Source organism: Photorhabdus hindustanensis (assembly GCF_002968995.1).
Lineage (GTDB): Bacteria > Pseudomonadota > Gammaproteobacteria > Enterobacterales > Enterobacteriaceae > Photorhabdus > Photorhabdus akhurstii.
The window spans coordinates 17,864-36,208 of record NZ_PUWT01000051.1; the positions used below are offsets into that span (position 1 = coordinate 17,864).

Annotated in this window: 9 protein-coding genes and 1 pseudogene; 7 read left to right on the forward strand and 3 right to left on the reverse strand. The window is 43.0% G+C overall.

Annotated elements, in window-relative coordinates:
• Positions 1–200: 200 nt before the first annotated feature.
• The 4 genes from glnA (at position 201) to C6H66_RS17625 (ending at position 9,505) form a co-directional block, all read left to right on the forward strand.
• The gene (gene glnA, locus C6H66_RS17600; RefSeq protein WP_046396382.1) at positions 201–1,610 is read left to right on the forward strand and encodes a glutamate--ammonia ligase; all 1,410 of its coding nucleotides are present in this window, start codon (positions 201–203) and stop codon (positions 1,608–1,610) included.
• A gap of 153 nt (positions 1,611–1,763) precedes the next feature.
• Positions 1,764–2,813 (forward strand): nitrogen regulation protein NR(II), encoded by a 1,050-nt coding sequence (gene glnL, locus C6H66_RS17605; RefSeq protein ID WP_046396383.1) that lies wholly within the window; start codon positions 1,764–1,766, stop codon positions 2,811–2,813.
• Between the two features lie 9 nt (positions 2,814–2,822).
• Entirely contained in the window at positions 2,823–4,283 is a 1,461-nt protein-coding gene (glnG, locus tag C6H66_RS17610) for a nitrogen regulation protein NR(I) (RefSeq protein ID WP_105396260.1), read from the forward strand.
• Between the two features lie 2,339 nt (positions 4,284–6,622).
• Positions 6,623–9,505 carry an RHS repeat protein gene (locus tag C6H66_RS17625; protein ID WP_105396261.1) on the forward strand — a complete coding sequence of 961 codons (2,883 nt, stop codon included), beginning with the start codon at positions 6,623–6,625 and terminating at the stop codon, positions 9,503–9,505.
• 77 nt (positions 9,506–9,582) lie between these two features.
• Here C6H66_RS17625 and hemN read toward each other — a convergent pair whose 3' ends face one another.
• Positions 9,583–10,956 carry an oxygen-independent coproporphyrinogen III oxidase gene (gene hemN, locus C6H66_RS17630; protein ID WP_105396262.1) on the reverse strand — a complete coding sequence of 458 codons (1,374 nt, stop codon included), beginning with the start codon at positions 10,954–10,956 and terminating at the stop codon, positions 9,583–9,585.
• Positions 10,957–11,148: 192 nt separating this feature from the next.
• The gene (gene yihI, locus C6H66_RS17640; protein WP_105396264.1) at positions 11,149–11,658 is read right to left on the reverse strand and encodes a Der GTPase-activating protein YihI; all 510 of its coding nucleotides are present in this window, start codon (positions 11,656–11,658) and stop codon (positions 11,149–11,151) included.
• A gap of 192 nt (positions 11,659–11,850) precedes the next feature.
• On the opposite strand from yihI, the gene C6H66_RS17645 reads away from it, so the two are divergent.
• Positions 11,851–13,314, forward strand: a complete 1,464-nt coding sequence (locus C6H66_RS17645; protein WP_105396265.1) for an ArnT family glycosyltransferase — start codon at positions 11,851–11,853, stop codon at positions 13,312–13,314.
• A 55-nt stretch (positions 13,315–13,369) separates the two neighbouring features.
• Here the strand turns inward: C6H66_RS17645 and C6H66_RS27300 are convergent.
• Positions 13,370–13,497, reverse strand: a pseudogene (locus C6H66_RS27300) (amino acid ABC transporter substrate-binding protein); the annotation flags it as partial.
• A 291-nt stretch (positions 13,498–13,788) separates the two neighbouring features.
• Between C6H66_RS27300 and C6H66_RS17650 the strand changes: the two are divergent.
• The gene (locus tag C6H66_RS17650) at positions 13,789–15,426 is read left to right on the forward strand and encodes a ShlB/FhaC/HecB family hemolysin secretion/activation protein (RefSeq protein ID WP_248000719.1); all 1,638 of its coding nucleotides are present in this window, start codon (positions 13,789–13,791) and stop codon (positions 15,424–15,426) included.
• 29 nt (positions 15,427–15,455) lie between these two features.
• Positions 15,456–18,345, forward strand: a 2,890-nt coding sequence (locus tag C6H66_RS17655) for a two-partner secretion domain-containing protein (RefSeq protein WP_146111065.1), incomplete at its 3' end; no start/stop codon positions are given.

Sequence of the window (18,345 nt, forward strand, 5' to 3'; positions counted from 1 at the left end):
ATTCCGGTATCCCATCACCGGGATACCCACGATACAGTATATTGCAAGGTGTTAAAAAGTTGGCATGCTTTTCGCAAACGTTTTTCGTGATTGCAAACGTATAAATAGCCTTGTTAAGGTAAAACGATGTGATTGTGTTTTCTTTTAGTCTTAATCACGACAATTTTATCAAGACCAACACAAACCAGGAGAAACCGAGTATGTCCGTTGAACATGTTTTAACCATGATTGAAGAGCATCAGGTGAAGTTTATCGATCTGCGTTTCACTGATACCAAAGGCAAAGAACAACATATGACCATCCCTGCTCATCAGGTTAATGCAGACTTCTTTGAAGATGGTAAAATGTTTGACGGATCTTCAATTAGCGGTTGGAAAGGGATTAACGAATCCGACATGGTGCTAATGCCAGATACCAGCACCGCCATGCTTGATCCCTTCTTTGACGATGCCACACTTATTTTACGTTGTGACATTCTGGAACCAGGCACTATGCAAGGCTATGACCGCGATCCCCGTTCCATCTCCAAACGTGCTGAAAACTTCCTGCGTTCAAGCGGCATTGCAGATACTGTCCTGTGCGGGCCAGAACCTGAATTTTTCCTGTTTGATGACGTGCGCTTCGGCAGTGCCATGTCCCATTCTTACTATCACATCGATGATATCGAAGCTGCATGGAATTCCGGGACGCAGTACGAAGGCGGCAACAAAGGCCATCGGCCTGCGGTAAAAGGCGGTTATGCTCCGCTGCCTCCCGTTGATTCTTCTCAGGATTTACGTTCAGCGATGTGCCTGACAATGGAAGAGATGGGGTTAGTTGTGGAAGCTCACCATCATGAAGTGGGAACAGCAGGTCAAAATGAAATCGCGACTCGCTTTAACACCATGACCAAAAAAGCTGACGAAACCCAGATTTACAAATACGTCGTACATAATGTCGCGCACAATTTCGGCAAAACAGCAACCTTTATGCCAAAACCTCTGGTTGGCGATAATGGCTCGGGTATGCACTGCCATATGTCTCTGTCCAAAAACGGCACTAACTTGTTTGCCGGTGACAAATACGGCGGTCTGTCCGAACTAGCGTTGTTCTACATTGGCGGTATTATCAAACATGCCCGTGCACTGAACGCGTTTACCAACCCGACAACCAACTCTTATAAACGTCTGGTTCCGGGCTATGAAGCACCGGTTATGCTGGCCTACTCCGCCCGTAACCGTTCTGCGTCCATCCGTATTCCCGTTGTTGCCAGCACTAAAGCTCGCCGTATTGAAATACGTTTCCCTGATCCGGCGGCTAACCCTTATCTGGCATTCGCCGCTCAGTTGATGGCTGGCCTTGACGGCATCATCAACAAAATCCATCCGGGCGATGCGATGGATAAAAACCTGTATGACCTGCCACCGGAAGAAGCCAAAGAGATCCCTACTGTCGCTTCTTCTCTAGAGGACGCATTGGCGGCATTGGATGCCGATCGTGAATTCTTGACCCGTGGCGGTGTATTCACCGATGACGCCATTGATGCTTATATTGACTTGAAAAACAGTGAAATAGAACGTGTCCGTCTGACACCGCATCCACTGGAATTTGAACTCTATTACAGTGTGTAATTAGCAGCGCCGTTTCCGCTGATCATTTTTTGTTGCCGTGAAACCTTTAGCCCATCTTCGGATGGGCCCTTTTCCTGCTATTTAAATTTCAGGCTTTGACTGGGTTTTACGCTCGAACATGATAAAGTGCACCAAAAAGGTGCAGGAGTGTGGATGAAAACGGAAAATCTGCCCGACAGCGGGCAAATATTAAATTCACTCATTAACAGTGTATTGGTACTGGATACGGATCTCGTCATCCGTTATGCCAACCATGCAGCACTACAATTATTTGCTCAGAGTGCCCGTAAACTATTCGGTACACCTCTTCCGGTACTGTTTAGTTATTTCTCACTGAATACAGAATTGATGCGCTCTAGTCTGGTCAGCGGCCAGAGTTTTACTGATAACGAAGTAACGTTAGTGGTTGATAACCGCTTTCACATTATGTCGCTCAGTGCCCAACCGATTTCCGAGCAGTTCATCTTGCTGGAACTGGCGCCTATGGACAGTCAACGCCGGTTAAGCCAAGAGCAGGTACAACAAGCTCAGCAGATAGCCGCACGGGAATTGGTTCGGGGGCTGGCGCACGAAATCAAAAACCCCCTTGGTGGATTGAGGGGAGCCGCGCAATTACTGTCAAAAGCACTGCCTGACCCTGCTTTGCAGGAATACACCCAAGTGATTATTGAACAAGCCGACCGATTGCGCCATCTGGTAGACAGATTACTTGGCCCACAGCATCCGGGTGAACGAATTAAGCAGAGCATTCATTATGTCGCTGAACGGGTGTCTCAGTTAGTCTCACTGGAAATGCCGGATAACGTCACACTGGTAAAAGATTACGATCCCAGTTTGCCAGAACTGGCCCACTACCCTGATCAAATTGAACAGGTGCTACTGAATATCACCCGTAATGCCTTGCAAGCGCTAGGAAAACAGGGAGGGACCATTACCCTCCGCACTCGTACTGCTTTTCAAATTACCTTGCATGGTAAGCGCTATCGTCTGGCTGCCAGAATTGACGTGGAAGACAACGGGCCAGGTATCCCGCCACAAATTCAGGACACCTTGTTTTACCCAATGGTCAGCGCCCATGAAGGTGGAACAGGTCTTGGCCTATCCATTGCTCGCAATTTAATAGACCAACATTCCGGCAAAATAGAATTTACCAGTTGGCCGGGGCACACAGAATTTTCTATCTACTTACCCATTAAGAAATAGAGGATAACGATGCAACAGGGAAAAATCTGGATCGTCGATGATGACAGTTCAATCCGCTGGGTACTGGAGCGGGCGTTAAGTAACGCGGGGATGGAATGTACCAGTTTTGCAGACGCTGACAGCGCACTGACCGCACTGGCCCAAAACACTCCTGATGTACTGATTTCGGATATCCGTATGCCGGGGATGAATGGACTAAACCTGCTGAATAATATCAAACAGAGCAATCCGTTACTGCCGGTCATCATTATGACCGCCCATTCTGATCTGGATGCCGCGGTTAGTGCTTATCAACAAGGGGCTTTTGATTATTTACCAAAACCCTTTGATATTGACGAAGCCGTTGCCTTGCTGGAACGAGCGCTTAGCCACTCTCGCGATCAGAATCAATCAATTAAAAGTCCACAGATCATCACCTCGGTTTCAGACATGATAGGCGAAGCGCCTGCCATGCAGGATGTTTACCGCATTATCGGCCGCCTCTCCCGTTCCTCTATCAGCGTCTTGATTAATGGCGAATCCGGTACAGGGAAAGAGCTGGTGGCCCATGCGCTGCATCGTCATAGCCCACGGGCTAATAAGCCATTTATTGCCCTTAACATGGCAGCCATTCCTAAAGATTTGATTGAGTCAGAGCTGTTTGGTCATGAGAAAGGGGCTTTTACCGGCGCTAATCAGGTACGTCATGGCCGGTTTGAACAAGCCAATCATGGCTCACTGTTTCTTGATGAAATTGGCGACATGCCTCTGGATATTCAAACCCGTCTATTACGGGTATTAGCGGAAGGCCAGTTCTACCGGATTGGCGGCTATGCTCCTGTGAAAGTGGACGTACGGATTATCGCAGCAACCCATCAGGATCTGGAACGTTTAGTACAGAAAGGCAAATTCCGTGAAGATCTCTACCACCGCCTCAACGTTATTCGTATGCAATTACCCCCCTTACGTGACAGAGTGGAAGATATCCCTCGCCTGACTCGCCATTTCCTGCAACAGACGGCCAAAGAGCTAGGCGTAGAAACAAAAATTCTCCATCCTGACGCAGAAATGGCCTTAATGCGTTTACCCTGGCCGGGCAATGTTCGCCAGTTGGAAAATATCTGCCGTTGGCTGACTGTGATGGCAGCAAGCCAAGAGGTGCTGGTACAAGATTTGCCGCCTGAATTATTTGAACCCCACCATACCAAAACTGGTACGACAACATCTGTAAATACCGTACCCACAAATACAACATCTACACCTACAAATACAATATCGGAAAACTGGTCGCAGCTACTTGCCCAGTGGGCAACAAGTGCTTTGGAAAATGGTCAACAGGATCTGCTATCTGAAGCATTACCGTTATTGGAGCGTACCTTACTTGATTGCGCACTTAAGCATACCAAAGGCCATAAACAAGATGCTGCACGATTGCTAGGTTGGGGACGCAATACTATTACACGGAAGTTAAAAGAACTCGGGTTGGAATAAGGAGATAATATCTCCAACCCTATAACCATTTTGTGGAATTTAATATATTAAATTCCCCATTAGCAGGATTAAATAACCGATCTCGATCACATTTTATATTATCTATTCAGACAAGAAAATCATCCCATCCAAAACCGCTGTCACTGTTATTCCCAGCACGGGTAATGCTGCCGGAACAGAAAGATGACATTAGCAAAATCTCCAAATTGATTAACAAAGCCAGTGCTGAGATTCAAGCAGTAAAACCCTCGATATAGAACAAGGATCGTTATAACCGATTGACTGGCTGTATTATATCTGATAAAACCGGTATCAAACGTGATTAATTTACGATCAATCGAGATAATAGAATCGACAAAAGGCAAGATTGAGCAGTATCTATCACCCTCCAATTGAAAACGACAATTTTGTCCAAATGAACAGAGCGTATCTGAAAAAATAGCGCTTCTTGATAAGGGGAAACTCAGTAACCTCAGAAATCCTGATATACCTAATTGAGAATGTAGGACACACAACCAAAGCAAGGAGTATGTAGCGATTTAACTCTGACCGAATATGGAGGTGTTTTGTGTGTCTGTATCGCACAATAAAAAATACTCAAAGAAATACGCAATATTTCAAGCTACTGTTATTGCCTCATTAAGTGAGCAAAAACTTAATTTAAAAAAATCACAACCTCTGTTGTGATTTATATTCAGACTAGTAATTATAAGGTTGGTTTAAGATGATGAAGTGGTGCCGGATTATTTTTGCGATTATTTTGTTTTACTCTCTTTTCGTTGGGATGATGCAAGTATTGTCGATCAATTTTTATGTTTTCCGTGATTACTTTGGATTGTGGGAGATTCCAGCCAAAGTGGCCGCTGTTATAGCATCTCTTTACGTTTTTTGTCTACTTGTTAAGTTTTTGCCTCTTATTATTGCTATTTTTATATGTAGCTTAGTTTTGGTGGTAAATGTATGGCATTGGTCATTATGGGTTTCGGTCCTTATACTTATTTGGCCGGTTATTGTTGTTTTAGCTTATTGCGTACTCACCAAAAGCCTGAAATATAATACATCAGATTGATTTTTCTAAAAAAATAAATCTGATGTAATATTCAATATTAATGAAAATCGGAAAGTTTAAATACGGTTCAGGAAACGGAAAAAACCATTAGATTCACGAAAACGGTTTAAAAAAATCATTCATTAAGTGAGTTTTTAACTAAAAAGCAAGAAAACCCTCGGAATGATAATCTCTTTACAGGTTTACTATCTTTTTAACAGGGTTCACTTTTTCTTTTGACTGTTTTTCCTTTTTTGGCGATCACAAGCTGTTTTTTTTTTCGATGATTAACCCGCTAAGGATAAAAAAACATACCCCCCATTAATGTCAAATTCTTAAAAGGTACATAGTGACTAAAAACCACCTATTCACTGCTATGTTTAATGCATTTATCGGAGATTATACCTCAGTTAATGTTACATTTACCTAGCCTGCTATAACCATCTGAAAACGTGAATATAGAGAGATTAAAACTTTTATTTAAGATTCTGATTTAACATAAGTATAATTTTTCAAAATGACAGTTAATTGTATTTAACCGCAGTCCATTAACCGTTAACAAAGGTTGAAAAGAAATCAGTAAAAAAAATAATATCATAAGATAAAACTGATATTTAAATGCTACCTCTCCATTATTTTACGAAACCAACCATAAAAATAATACAATAAGAAAACAGTTAAAACAGTTAATTTTTCAGGATTTAGGCCCTGAAAAAAGGGATTATCCGCAAAAACATAAAAGGGTATCTTTACATTATCAAGTGACTTACTGATTGATTTATAAAGATAAGATAAAGGGTTGTGACTTATTAAAACCACTCAGGATTGCCAGTAAAACAGCATCAGTAAAGAATAAAAGCGAGTATGATCAATTTTGGCAAACGTAAAACAGGATATCTCAAATGTAAAATAAATCTCTTTTTAATATGGTTAAAAAACTTTTATTTAAAACCATGCTCTAAGAAAGTAAATGCCAAATTAGGTCTAGGTAATTCATCTATAAACTATGACCAGAATATTGATGTATTCCACATTAAATACTCATAGAGATTATCTGATGGTGAAAAATGATTTAACATTTTACCAATTGATCTGCATAAAAGTGAAAGATGACTTTCAGTTTCTATTAACCCTAAGTTAATACTCAAGGTATATTATTAAATGGGTAGGCTGGCATATTGATAGCATAGAACTGATTACCGCTGTCTGAATAATACGCCAAGACGCTTATCCAACTTAACGCAGATAAAACTGCCTGAAGAGATTATCCAATACAACCAAAAGGCGAGTTATGAAAGACATTGATCCCAAACTTTATCAACATACCCCTACCGTCAGCGTTCATGATAACCGTGGCCTGACCGTCCGTGACATCGGTTTTCATCGTACTGTTGCCGGTGGTAATACAGATATCCGTATTATCCGCCATCAGTATGATATGCGTGGACATTTGAACCAAAGTACTGATCCACGCCTGTACGCCATCATGCAGGACGACAACTCAGTAAAGCCCAATTTTGTCTGGCAATATGATTTGACCGGTAATCTCCTGCGAACAGAAAGCGCTGATGCCGGCTATACTGTCACCTTGAGTGATGTTGAAGGCCGTCCAGTACTGACGATAATGGCAACTGGAGTGATACAAACCCGGCAATATGAAAATCCTTCCCTACCTGGTCGACTACTGTTGGTTTCCGAACACGCACCAGCAGAAACTACCTCACTCGTGACGGAGCGCCTTGTTTGGTCGCGGGGTACACAAGCAGAAAAAGATAATAACCTCGCTGGACAGTGTGTGTATCACTATGACACCGCAGGGCTAGTCCAACTGAAAAACCTGTCGCTTATGGGAGCTGTTTTATCACAATCTCGTCAATTGCTAGCCGATAGTCGAACAGTAGACTGGAAGGATGATAATGAAATTCCCGACCATAGCAGTCTAGATAGTGATATTTACACTACACAAAGTACCTTTGATGCCACCGGAACTCTACTAACCCAAACCGATGCCAAAGGGAATATCCAACGTCTGACCTATGATGTTGCCGGGCAATTGAAAGACAGTTGGCTAACCGTGGCAGGCCAAAGTGAACAGGTGATTGTCAAATCCCTAACTTGGTCAGCCGCCGGACAAAAACTGCGTGAAGAACATGGTAACGGCGTTATCACCGAATACACTTATGAACCAGAAACCCAACGGCTGGTCGGCATCACCTGCCGTCGCCCGTCAGATGCCAGAATATTGCAGGATATACGCTATGAATATGATCCCGTGGGCAATGTCATTAATATCCGTAATGATGCAGAAGTCACTCGCTTCTGGCGCAATCAGAAAGTGGTACCGGAGAATATCTATACTTATGATTCCCTGTATCAACTCGTCAGTGCAACAGGACGCGAGATGGCTAATATCGGCCAGCAGGACAACCAGATTCCCTCACCGATCATTCCTCTTCCGAAAGATAACAGCACATATACCAACTATACCCGCACTTATAACTATGACCGCGGTGGTAATCTGATACAAATCCGCCACAGTTCACCGATCACTCAAAATAACTACACCACGGAGATAACGGTTTCAAATCGCAATAACCATGCGGTACTGCGTGCTCTGGCTGATGATCCAATGCAAGTAGATATGCGATTTGACACAGGTGGCCATCAAAATACATTGATACCCGGAGAGTATTTAAACTGGAATACCCGAGGAGAGTTACAACAAGTTACATTTGTGACACGAAGTAATAGTTTCCATCATGACCGAGAATGGTATCGCTATAGTAATGATGGAATGCGATTATTAAAAGTCAGTGAACAACAGACGGGTAAAAGCACTCAAATACAACGGGTAACTTATCTGCCAGGATTAGAGCTACACACAACTAATATCGCCAATAAAACAACTGAAGATTTACAGGTTATTACTGTAGGTAAAACGGGTCGAGCGCAAGTACGGGTATTGCATTGGCAAACCAAGCCGCCAACAACAGCGATCAACAACAATCAGGTACGTTACAGCTACGATAATCTCATCGGATCCAACCAACTTGAACTAGATGATAAAGGACAAATTATCAGTCAGGAAGAGTATTATCCATTCGGCGGCACAGCTCTGTGGGCAGCTAGAAGTCAGATAGAAGCCAGCTATAAAACTATTCGGTATTCAGGCAGAGAACGAGATGCAACAGGATTGTATTACTATGGTTACCGATATTACCAACCGTGGGTAGGAAGATGGCTAAGCGCCGATCCAGCTGGAACAATAGATGGGCTAAATTTATACCGGATGGTAAGAAATAATCCTATTACTTTATACGACAATGATGGTTTAGCTCCCTCACGGACCAGAAAGCGCCATCCCGATTCAGAAGGAGAATCAGAAAGTGAAGATAGCAGTATTGGCTATCGTGCACTGAGACCTGATGAGCAACCCTTTACACATGGGCTTCGTCCCCCAGAAGGCGCAAATCCAGAAATTTCTGCTTATGCTCACGTTAGAGCGGGAACAGGAGCAAAAGTTAAATCCAGTTGGATTTCCTATAGCCGCTCTTTAAAAGTTGCAGCAAGCTGGGCTGCTGCGGGTGGTAGCGGTAGAGTTGTCAAATTTCGAGTAGGAAAACATAACCGTTCCTTTGATCTCACTAATAAAGCTGATCAGATAAGAATGCTTCGGGAACAAGCGACTTCATCGCAAAGTGAAATAAACCTTAACCCTAATAAACACCCTGCGATTAACTTTGCTAAAGGTTCTCAAGAAGGGCTTGTTTACGGAAAAGTCGATCAGTCACAAATGATTGCTGAATATCAGTCTGAAAAAATTACCGAATCTGAATATCAAGTATTTAAGGGAAAGAGCACACCAGGTGACATGTGGAAATTAGTAAAATCCCGAACAACAGTTACGCAAAAAACTGACGCGGGAAAAGTTAAAACCACACCAGAACCCGTGCTGATAACGGAGACTTATAATGAGCATAGCTTTCTAAATCAAGCAAGAGAGAAATGGGATAAATTGCAATCAATAGCGTCCCCGTTATTGATGGAACATTTGGAATACGAAGAGTTGTCACCTTATAAAATGGATTATATTTCAAATCAAACTGAATATAGGAAATATCGTCAAGATGTTCTCAATAGTATTGCTAGATTTAATAGTAGACTACAGAACTAATTAATATCATTACTAAAAGTCCGCAGAATTTAGCGGACTTTTAGTGAGTCAATCTATTCAAACACACCACTGAACAATCAAATCACCCTTGAAAACTGACGCTGGCGAACCTGTTGGCGCAAATAAATATCAAAACACATACAGATATTACGAATCAGTAACCGACCTCGTGGCGTTACCCAAATCTGTTTCCCATTCACTTCAACCAGTCCATCTTCAACCAATGGCGTTAATAGTTGCAAATCTTCCGCGAAATAGCGGGTAAAACTCAGCCCATATTGCTGCTCAATATCGGCAAAATTTAGACGGAAATGACAAATTAGCGCTTTAATCACATCACGGCGAATACAATCATCTTGGGACAGCGTTAAACCACGCCATAAGGCATGCCCCTGTTTTTCTAATTCCGCATAATAGGTTTTTAACTCTTTTTGATTTTGGCAATAGCTATCGCCCAACATACTGATAGCAGAAACACCTAAACCCAGCAGGTCACACTCTTCCTGAGTGGTATAACCCTGAAAATTGCGATGTAATTTCCCTTCTCGCTGAGCTACCGCCAGTTCGTCATCCGGGCGAGCAAAATGGTCCATGCCGATAAACTGATAGCCATTGTTTGTCAGCGTTGCGATTGTTTCTTGCAATATATCCAGCTTTTGCTCAGCACTCGGTAAATCATGTTCCTTAATTTTACGTTGAGCGGCAAATAAATTCGGCAAATGAGCATAATTGAAAATACTCATTCTGTCCGGTGATAACGCTAATACTCGCTCCAGAGTGAAAGCAAAACTTTCTGGCGTCTGTTTCGGCAAACCATAGATCAGATCAATGCTGGTGGAATGAAAACCCGTTTCGCGAGCACGGGCAACCAAAGCAAAGATAAACTCTTCATTCTGTTCACGATTCACCAGACGCTGTACTTCTTTATTGAAATCCTGCACCCCCATACTCAGACGGTTAAAACCTTCACCGCGCAGGTGATCAATCATATCCAGTTCAATTTCACGCGGATCAATTTCAATAGAAATTTCAGCATCGGGCAGAAAATCAAAATGGTGGCGCAACAATCCCGTCAATTTACTGATTTGGTTTTTATTAAGATAAGTTGGCGTACCACCGCCCCAATGCATCTGACTCACTTTACGATCAGAAAACAACTTCGCCCGATCATGAATTTCCCGTTCAAGCCATTGCAAATATTCATCCGCTTTATGCTTTTGACGGGTGACCAATTTATTGCAACCGCAGAAATAACAGAGCTTATGGCAAAACGGGATATGGAGGTAGAGAGAAAGCGGTCGTTCAGGGTAACGGGTAGCAGCCTGGATAAATGCCGCATTATCATACTGTTGATTGAATTCCAATGCCGTCGGATATGAAGTGTAACGGGGACCGGAATAATTGTATTTTTGGATCAAAGGCAGATCCCAAACGATGGCTTGCTCAGACATGCTTATTCCTTCCGATGTTTTTGCCCACCAAAACGTAACGCTTTCATATGCTTAATATGTTGCGCTGTTGTGACGCTGCGCAGCCGGGTTTTACGCCGCGATAATCGCCATAGTTTACCCAATAACCATAGCAAATAACATACTATTAGTATGGTTATTAGGATTAATCCGCCTTTGATCATGGAGATTAAATTATTTACCTTTCAGCAGTTGCATAATGTCATCCTGCCGCTCTTCTTCGTTTTCTTCCTCATCCAGTTGAATTCCTAACTCTTCCATCAGAGCGTCAATTCGATCTAGCGTGGTATCAACATAATCATGCTCTTCTTTAGACAGACTTTCGCCATTTTCCAGACGCTCCAGCAATGCATCCAGACGATCGTCATTTTCCAACATGGCTAATTCTTGCTGTGGCGACAAATGTGGTTTTGTCTCAACTTTATTAGCAACGACAGGTTTTGTCGGTTGTTCCCCAACAATCAACGGAACAGGTACTTTACTGCCAAGACGTGGATCACGTTGCTGCTTACCTGACTGATGTTTATCACCACTTTGCTCCTGATAGCGATTACCGGGCGAATTGCCACGATGTTTTTTCTCACGCTTACGTGCACGCCCTTCCGCATTTAATTCTTCGCGACTTTTTCTTTTCTGTTTACCAGCAGATGCTTTGGCTGGTGCTTTTTTCTTTAACGAGTTCATAGCCTGTTACTCAATTTGGTTTATCAGGGTATTGCTGCGCCGGAATCTAACAGAAACCGCACGTATAGAAAAGCGCCGCGAATAGCTCTTTATCTTTAAAAAAATATAGCCAAAATCTCTTATCATTCATGCATGGTTTAATCACCAACGAATATCCTATTAATCTTAACCTTCAATAAATGATCAATCGATATGCCTATTTTTGATACTTCTTGTTATAAATCCGTTTACTTGTGGGTAGTTAGTTATGCTTTGTTATGGATGATAGTGAGTTATTCATTCGATCCAACCGTGCCTTATGATGCCGTCGAAGCATTGAATTGGGGGAAAAACGGCGAATGGGGTTCACCTAAAAATCCGTGGTTAGTTGGTGTAATGATGCTGCCTGCTATCCATATAAGCGGTGTTTCATTGAGTTTTTACTGGTATTTCATTCACTTTATTGCTATCGCGATTGGTATGCTCGGTGTATGGCATCTGGCATTTCGGCTGACAGGGAAAAAAGAGCTGGCATGGCTCGCTATGCTGACATTGAACCTGTCCGGTATTATTAACTTCGATATCATCCCATATAACGATAATTATCTGCTAATTATGCTCTGGCCGTGGATTATGTTGTTCTTTCTGCGAGCCGTGTATGACAATCCACGTTGGTGGCTGGCATTTGCTCTCAGTTCCGGGCTGGCGACAATGGGAAAATATTCCACATTGGCATTGGTTGGCTCGGTTTTTCTGTTGACGCTATTTGTACCTAAAGTTCGCCAATGTTACCGCCAACCCGCGCTTTATATCGCCTTGGTTATCTGGTTTATGCTGGTCCTGCCTAACTTCTGGTGGTTGTGGCACAATGATTTTGCCGCATTCAAATGGGTAGATTCACAAATAGATAGCGGATTTAATCTACATACCACCCGATCGCTATTATCAGTATTTTATCCACTGATTATCGTTGGCATTATTATTTATCAGCTTGGCGGCCGTATTAGCTGGCCGAAGGAACAACCGAACCGACTGGTAAACATTGTTATTCTGTTGCCATTACTGATTATCTACTGCTGGTTCTCATTCAATAAAGGGGGAAGAATGACAGAATGGCTGCATCCCTTTATGTCTGTTTCATCAGCGCTGTTGGTGGGTTCAATTACCCGTTTTCCACAGAAATCATTACGCAATACTCTGAGAGGGCTGATTATCGTCGCAATATTGATTGCGATGGGATATGTGTTGATTATGGCAACCAATATTCGCGGCGCGGGCCATAAATTCGAAGGCATCAAAGACTTTTCCCGGCAACTGGAACAACGCTGGCATCAACTCTATCCAACTCCGCTCCATTATGTCGGAGGCGAATACTTGCATCAGTGGCTGACTGTCTACGCACCAAGTCAGCCAGAAACGATCCAACCTTGGACGCTGGAAGAACAGGCGCCGAATATCTACAACCGCCATGTTAAGGAAAGCGATATTGCACGTGACGGCGCTATTCTGGTAGGCGCAAAGGGAAAAACCTGCGAGCAAGAAGATTTTCACAGTGTTTTGCAAGACTGGTCAAAATTAAGAATAAATAGCACGGAAGAATTCCTTTTCCAGCCCGAACCTGAAACTAAGCCAACAATAGTCTGTGTAGGTTTTGTGTCACCGGAAAAATATCAGTAGTTTTCTCTGCAAATTGAAAGCCTGATCTTAACAGGCTTTCAACTCTTCATACGCTATTAGCCAACAGGCCGACTAATTTAGCACATCCTGCGTGATGGCTTGTACATTACCGTTACGTAGCGCAGCAAAGGCCAGAGATGTGTCGTCATAAGAGATCACTTTGGCTGTCGGATAATGCTCGCGCTGATACTGCACGATTGTCAGGTCGGAAACGCAATACTATTACACGGAAGTTAAAAGAACTCGGGTTGGAGTAAGGAGATGATATCTCCATCCCTGTCGCCACTTTTCGGAATTTAATATATCAGATTCCCCATTAGCAGGATTAAATAACCGATCTAGATCACATTTTATACTATCTCTTCCAGACAAGAAAATAATACCACATTAGAATAGTTTAATTATGTTATTATTAAACTATCAAGATTATCTATGGGAAGCCGTTTTCTTTATCACCGAAGCCTAACAGGGCTTATGCTGCTAGCAATCTCTGAACTAGCCCATGCTTCAACACCGATCAACCCTGCGGCTCAAGAAGCGATCACGCAACAACAAAAAGCATTGCTGCAACAAGCCCAGCAGCAACGGGAAACGCTGCGCAACAGCATCACCTTATCTCCATTACCCGATGTGGCGCCGAGTACAGCAGAATCTATCTGCCACACCATTCACCGGATTGAATTTGACGGCGCAAAAAGCCTGCCTCGATCAGTCAAAGAGCACTTAACCCACCCTTATTTATCCCACTGCTTATCTTTGCAGGACATTAATGCATTGGTGCGAAAAACCACTCATGCCTATATTGAACGGGGTTATGTCACTTCCCGGGCCGAACTCAGAGCACAGGATTTATCCTCCGGCGTTCTTATTATTACGGTCAATGAAGGCAAAGTTGAATCAGTCAGTTTGGACGGTGAAACACCTCTCTCGTTGAAAATGGCTTTTCCGAGCATAGTGGGTAAAACGCTTAACCTGCGAGATATTGAACAAGGCATGGAGCGTTTAAATCGCCTGCCGTCTCAACAAGTGACCATTGATATTCAGCCGGGAAAACAATCGGGTTATTCCGCAGTTATTTTAAAACGAACATCGATTCGCTTACCCATTAGTGCCAGTTTGGGAGCGGATAATAGTGGTCAAAAAAGTACCGGCGTCGGGCAAATCAATACCAGCGTGAATCTGGATAATCCATTACACCTTGCAGACCAGTGGTCATTATCTGCCAGCCACAACAGTGACTTCCGCAATAGCCATCAAAGCCGCAGCCTCTCCACCAATGTGACGGTTCCTTATGGTTACTGGTTATTCAGTTATCAATATGCATGGAATGATTCTTTTCAAAATATCCCGACGGGTTCACAAACCTATCGCTACACAGGTGACAGCCAGACTCACCGGCTGGCAGTAAACCGGACGCTATATCGTGATGGAAAACAGAAACTGGCATTGGATATGGGGCTGACACGCCGTCGGACCACCAATTTACTGGCAGAAGAAACATTATCCATCAGCAGCCCGACACTGAGCATCATCAATCTTGGCGTTAATTACAGCACCGTGCTGGCGGGGAGCTATGTCACTTTTAACCCGACAGTGAGCCACGGTTTACAAGCATTTGGCGCCACCAAAGATGATCCACGTTTTCCAGATGCGCCACGTAGTCAATTTCGCAAATTCAGTCTGAGCGCCAGCTATTTCATGCCGGTCACAGACTCCGTTTATTACCTCTCATCGATTTACGGCCAGACCACGCCAGACAACCTTTACGCCAGCGAACGTCTCTCGCTGGGCGGGCAATATTCCGTTCGGGGATTCAAAGAGCAATATCTCACCGGCAACCGCGGCGGATATTGGCGCAACGAGCTGAACTGGCGGGTATCAGAGCTTCCTATTCTGGGGGAACTCGCTTTAACCGGAGCGCTGGATACCGGCTGGTTACAGAAGAAAACCGGACAAATCGAGGGCGGCAATGTCACCGGTGCGGCTCTGGGCTTATCACTGACTCGCCCGAGATTCAACCAGACTATCACTATTGGGAAACCCCTCATTCACCCTGATCACCTAAAACCAGATCACTGGGCTACTTATTGGTCAGTATCACTCACTTTGTAACACTTAAATTAAGAAAAAGGAAAAATGCGATGAATAAACGCGACAACTCGGTGGCGAGAGTCACGAGTTATCTTTTAATTTACCTGACGGCAATCCAGCCGCTACACCCGGCGATTGCCGCAGGAATAACCCCGGACAATAACCATACTCAGGTACAAAACCAAGGCAATATCCCGGTTGTCAATATTGCCACGCCGAATAATGCGGGAATATCCCACAACACCTATAAAGAGTTCAATGTCGCCACTCAAGGCGCCGTTCTCAATAACGCCACGCAAGCGGCTAAATCACAACTGGCAGGACAACTTAACGCTAACCCTAATTTGCACGGAAAAGCGGCGGAACTGATTATTAATGAAGTGACCGGCAGCGGACGATCTCATCTGCAAGGCCAATTGGAGATTTTCGGCAATAAAGCCAATGTGATGATTGCTAATCCCAACGGCATTACTTGTGATGGCTGTGGTTTTATTAATACTTCGAGCGCAACGCTGACCACGGGTAAACCCCAATTTGATAAACAGGGCGCGTTGGCAGCATTGGAGGTTAAAAAAGGCCAAATTACCATTGGCGGCAAAGGGTTAGACGGCAAGACAACGGATTATGTCGATATTATCAGCCGGGCAACGGAATTAAATGGAAAAATTCAGGCCAATAACCTGTCTCTGACGCAAGGCGCTAACCGAATCAGCTTAAAAGATGGCACAGTTAAACCTATCGCTGGAGAAGGCACTAAACCTCAATTAGCCATTGACACCAAAGCGTTAGGCGGCATGTACGCCAATAAAATCCGACTGGTTGCCACTGAAGATGGCGTTGGCGTGAATTTAAAAGAGTTAACCAGTAACCAGCGTGATATTACTTTAAATGCCAATGGCAAAATTGAATTGGGAAATATTAACGCTAAAACAGACCTGAATATTGTTGGCAAAGAAACACATATTGCGCCCAATATTAAAGTACAAGCGGGACGGGATATTATCCTAGAAAATACCACACTGGATAATAAAGGCAGCGTGACTGCGGCCCGGGATATGAGAATATTTGGCGATACTGTGCGTAATAGCGGCAATAAAGCGTTACTACAAGCCAACAATAATATGTGGTTACAGAAAGATGCTCAGGGGAATAAAGGGAAGTTAGTCGAGAATAGATCTGCGACGATAAAAACTGTGAATGGGGATTTGGTTGTCAGGACAAAGGAGCTGAATAATGTCCGTAGTATCTATTATTTTAAAAGAAGAGAAACAGCACCAAGCCCGACAGATAAAAACTTCAACATCCTCAAAGCACAACATAAGTTTGAATATTATGTTAAAAGCATGCAACCCAGTGTCCTCATGGCTGGAGGAAATATTTATGTTAACAGTGATATATTATCAAATCAGCCATTGAGCAAAATTGAAGCCAGAAAAGATATATTTTTGACAGGCAAAAATTTTTCAAATATAGGCAGAATATCTGAGGACACATCAGGAATTCTTAATCTCTTTGAATATTTTCCTAAGGACACTTATGTATCCATAACTGATTCACTTAATATCCCAACGGGTATCTATCAACTCTCTTCTAGCAGTATTTTTGCAGACATTGAAACATATCATCAATGGGATGATAAAAACTATCATATCTTACCTAACGGTGAAGTGAAATATGATATCAGGAAAGACAAACTTGTTGCCGAACGAGCAAGTATAATAGCAAAAGGTAATCTTACCGCCGACTTTAGTGACAGTATTAATATTGATACCTCCTATCCTTACAATGGCCCTACTGATTTAAGTTTATTCAATTATCCAGTCAATAGTGAAAAACTGCCAGAAATACTGTCAGCTAAAAATATCTTATTACATGCTGGAAAAATAACCCTCAAGGATAAAATCAAAGCAGCTAACGATTTAAATATTGTTTCCGAAAGCGATATCACCCTCAACAATTCAATACTTCTGTCACAAAATAGTTTATCTATGGCTGCTGTCAATAATATCAATCTCCGGCGAAACAATATAATAGGAAAAAATGTGACCGCCATCAGTCGTAATGGGGATATTGAATTTCATAATGGTGATCAATCAGGTCATATTTGGGATCAATATAAAACGGGTGAGAATCCTGCATCCAATCAATTAAGTGCTACAGGTAATTTAACTATCAACTCGGGTAAAAACCTTATTGTACAAAATGTCTATTTACAACCAAGCAAGAATATATCTCTGACGGCAAACAATGATATTACAATCGAGAACCATCCAAATACCTATATTTTTGCGAAATCAACGCTGAGAGATAAAGATTTGCCTATAGCAGGAATTTTGAATGCTTCCGAATCGTTGACAATTAATGCTGGAAATAATCTTTCTGCCAAAGGCTCAGATATGTTTGCCGGGAAAGATGTTTATTTAAGCGCAGCCAAACATATTGATCTGAGCTCCCCTGAACTAGGATATATAGGTTATTTATTTTTATCCAAAGAGTCAGCAGCACTCAGCAGCAAAATCACGGCAAAAAATAATATCAGCATCATTAGTGGTGGTGACATTAATGGGAAAGCCGTTCAGATACTGGCAAACGGAAACACATTATTATCCGCTGGAAGCAATATTACATTACCTTCCCTTGCTTATTCTGCAATTAACAAAGCAGATTATAATAACAAAGATGACCGACACATTACGGCTCAAATCCGGGGTGATAAGAAACTAACAATCGCGGCAAATGGCGCTATCACCACAGCAGGTTCTAAATTGACTTCGGGTGGTGACGTCATACTTTCCTCCGGTGGCAATATGCGCTTCGAATCAGTGCAAAATCACACTTATCGGGAAAACGGCAGTGAATCCACCGAATCAGTGACTCAGAATGGCACTGAACTGACCAGCGGCACTGAACTGACCAGCGGCGGCATACTGACGGTTCTTT

Excerpts from the sequence above, each read along its gene's own strand:
- glnA (WP_046396382.1), top strand. The coding sequence starts at position 201 with ATGTCCGTTGAACATGTTTTAACCATGATTGAAGAGCATCAGGTGAAG.
- glnL (WP_046396383.1), top strand. The coding sequence starts at position 1,764 with ATGAAAACGGAAAATCTGCCCGACAGCGGGCAAATATTAAATTCACTC.
- glnG (WP_105396260.1), top strand. The coding sequence starts at position 2,823 with ATGCAACAGGGAAAAATCTGGATCGTCGATGATGACAGTTCAATCCGC.
- C6H66_RS17625 (WP_105396261.1), top strand. The coding sequence starts at position 6,623 with ATGAAAGACATTGATCCCAAACTTTATCAACATACCCCTACCGTCAGC.
- hemN (WP_105396262.1), bottom strand. The coding sequence starts at position 10,956 with ATGTCTGAGCAAGCCATCGTTTGGGATCTGCCTTTGATCCAAAAATAC.
- yihI (WP_105396264.1), bottom strand. The coding sequence starts at position 11,658 with ATGAACTCGTTAAAGAAAAAAGCACCAGCCAAAGCATCTGCTGGTAAA.
- C6H66_RS17645 (WP_105396265.1), top strand. The coding sequence starts at position 11,851 with ATGCCTATTTTTGATACTTCTTGTTATAAATCCGTTTACTTGTGGGTA.
- C6H66_RS17650 (WP_248000719.1), top strand. The coding sequence starts at position 13,789 with ATGCTGCTAGCAATCTCTGAACTAGCCCATGCTTCAACACCGATCAAC.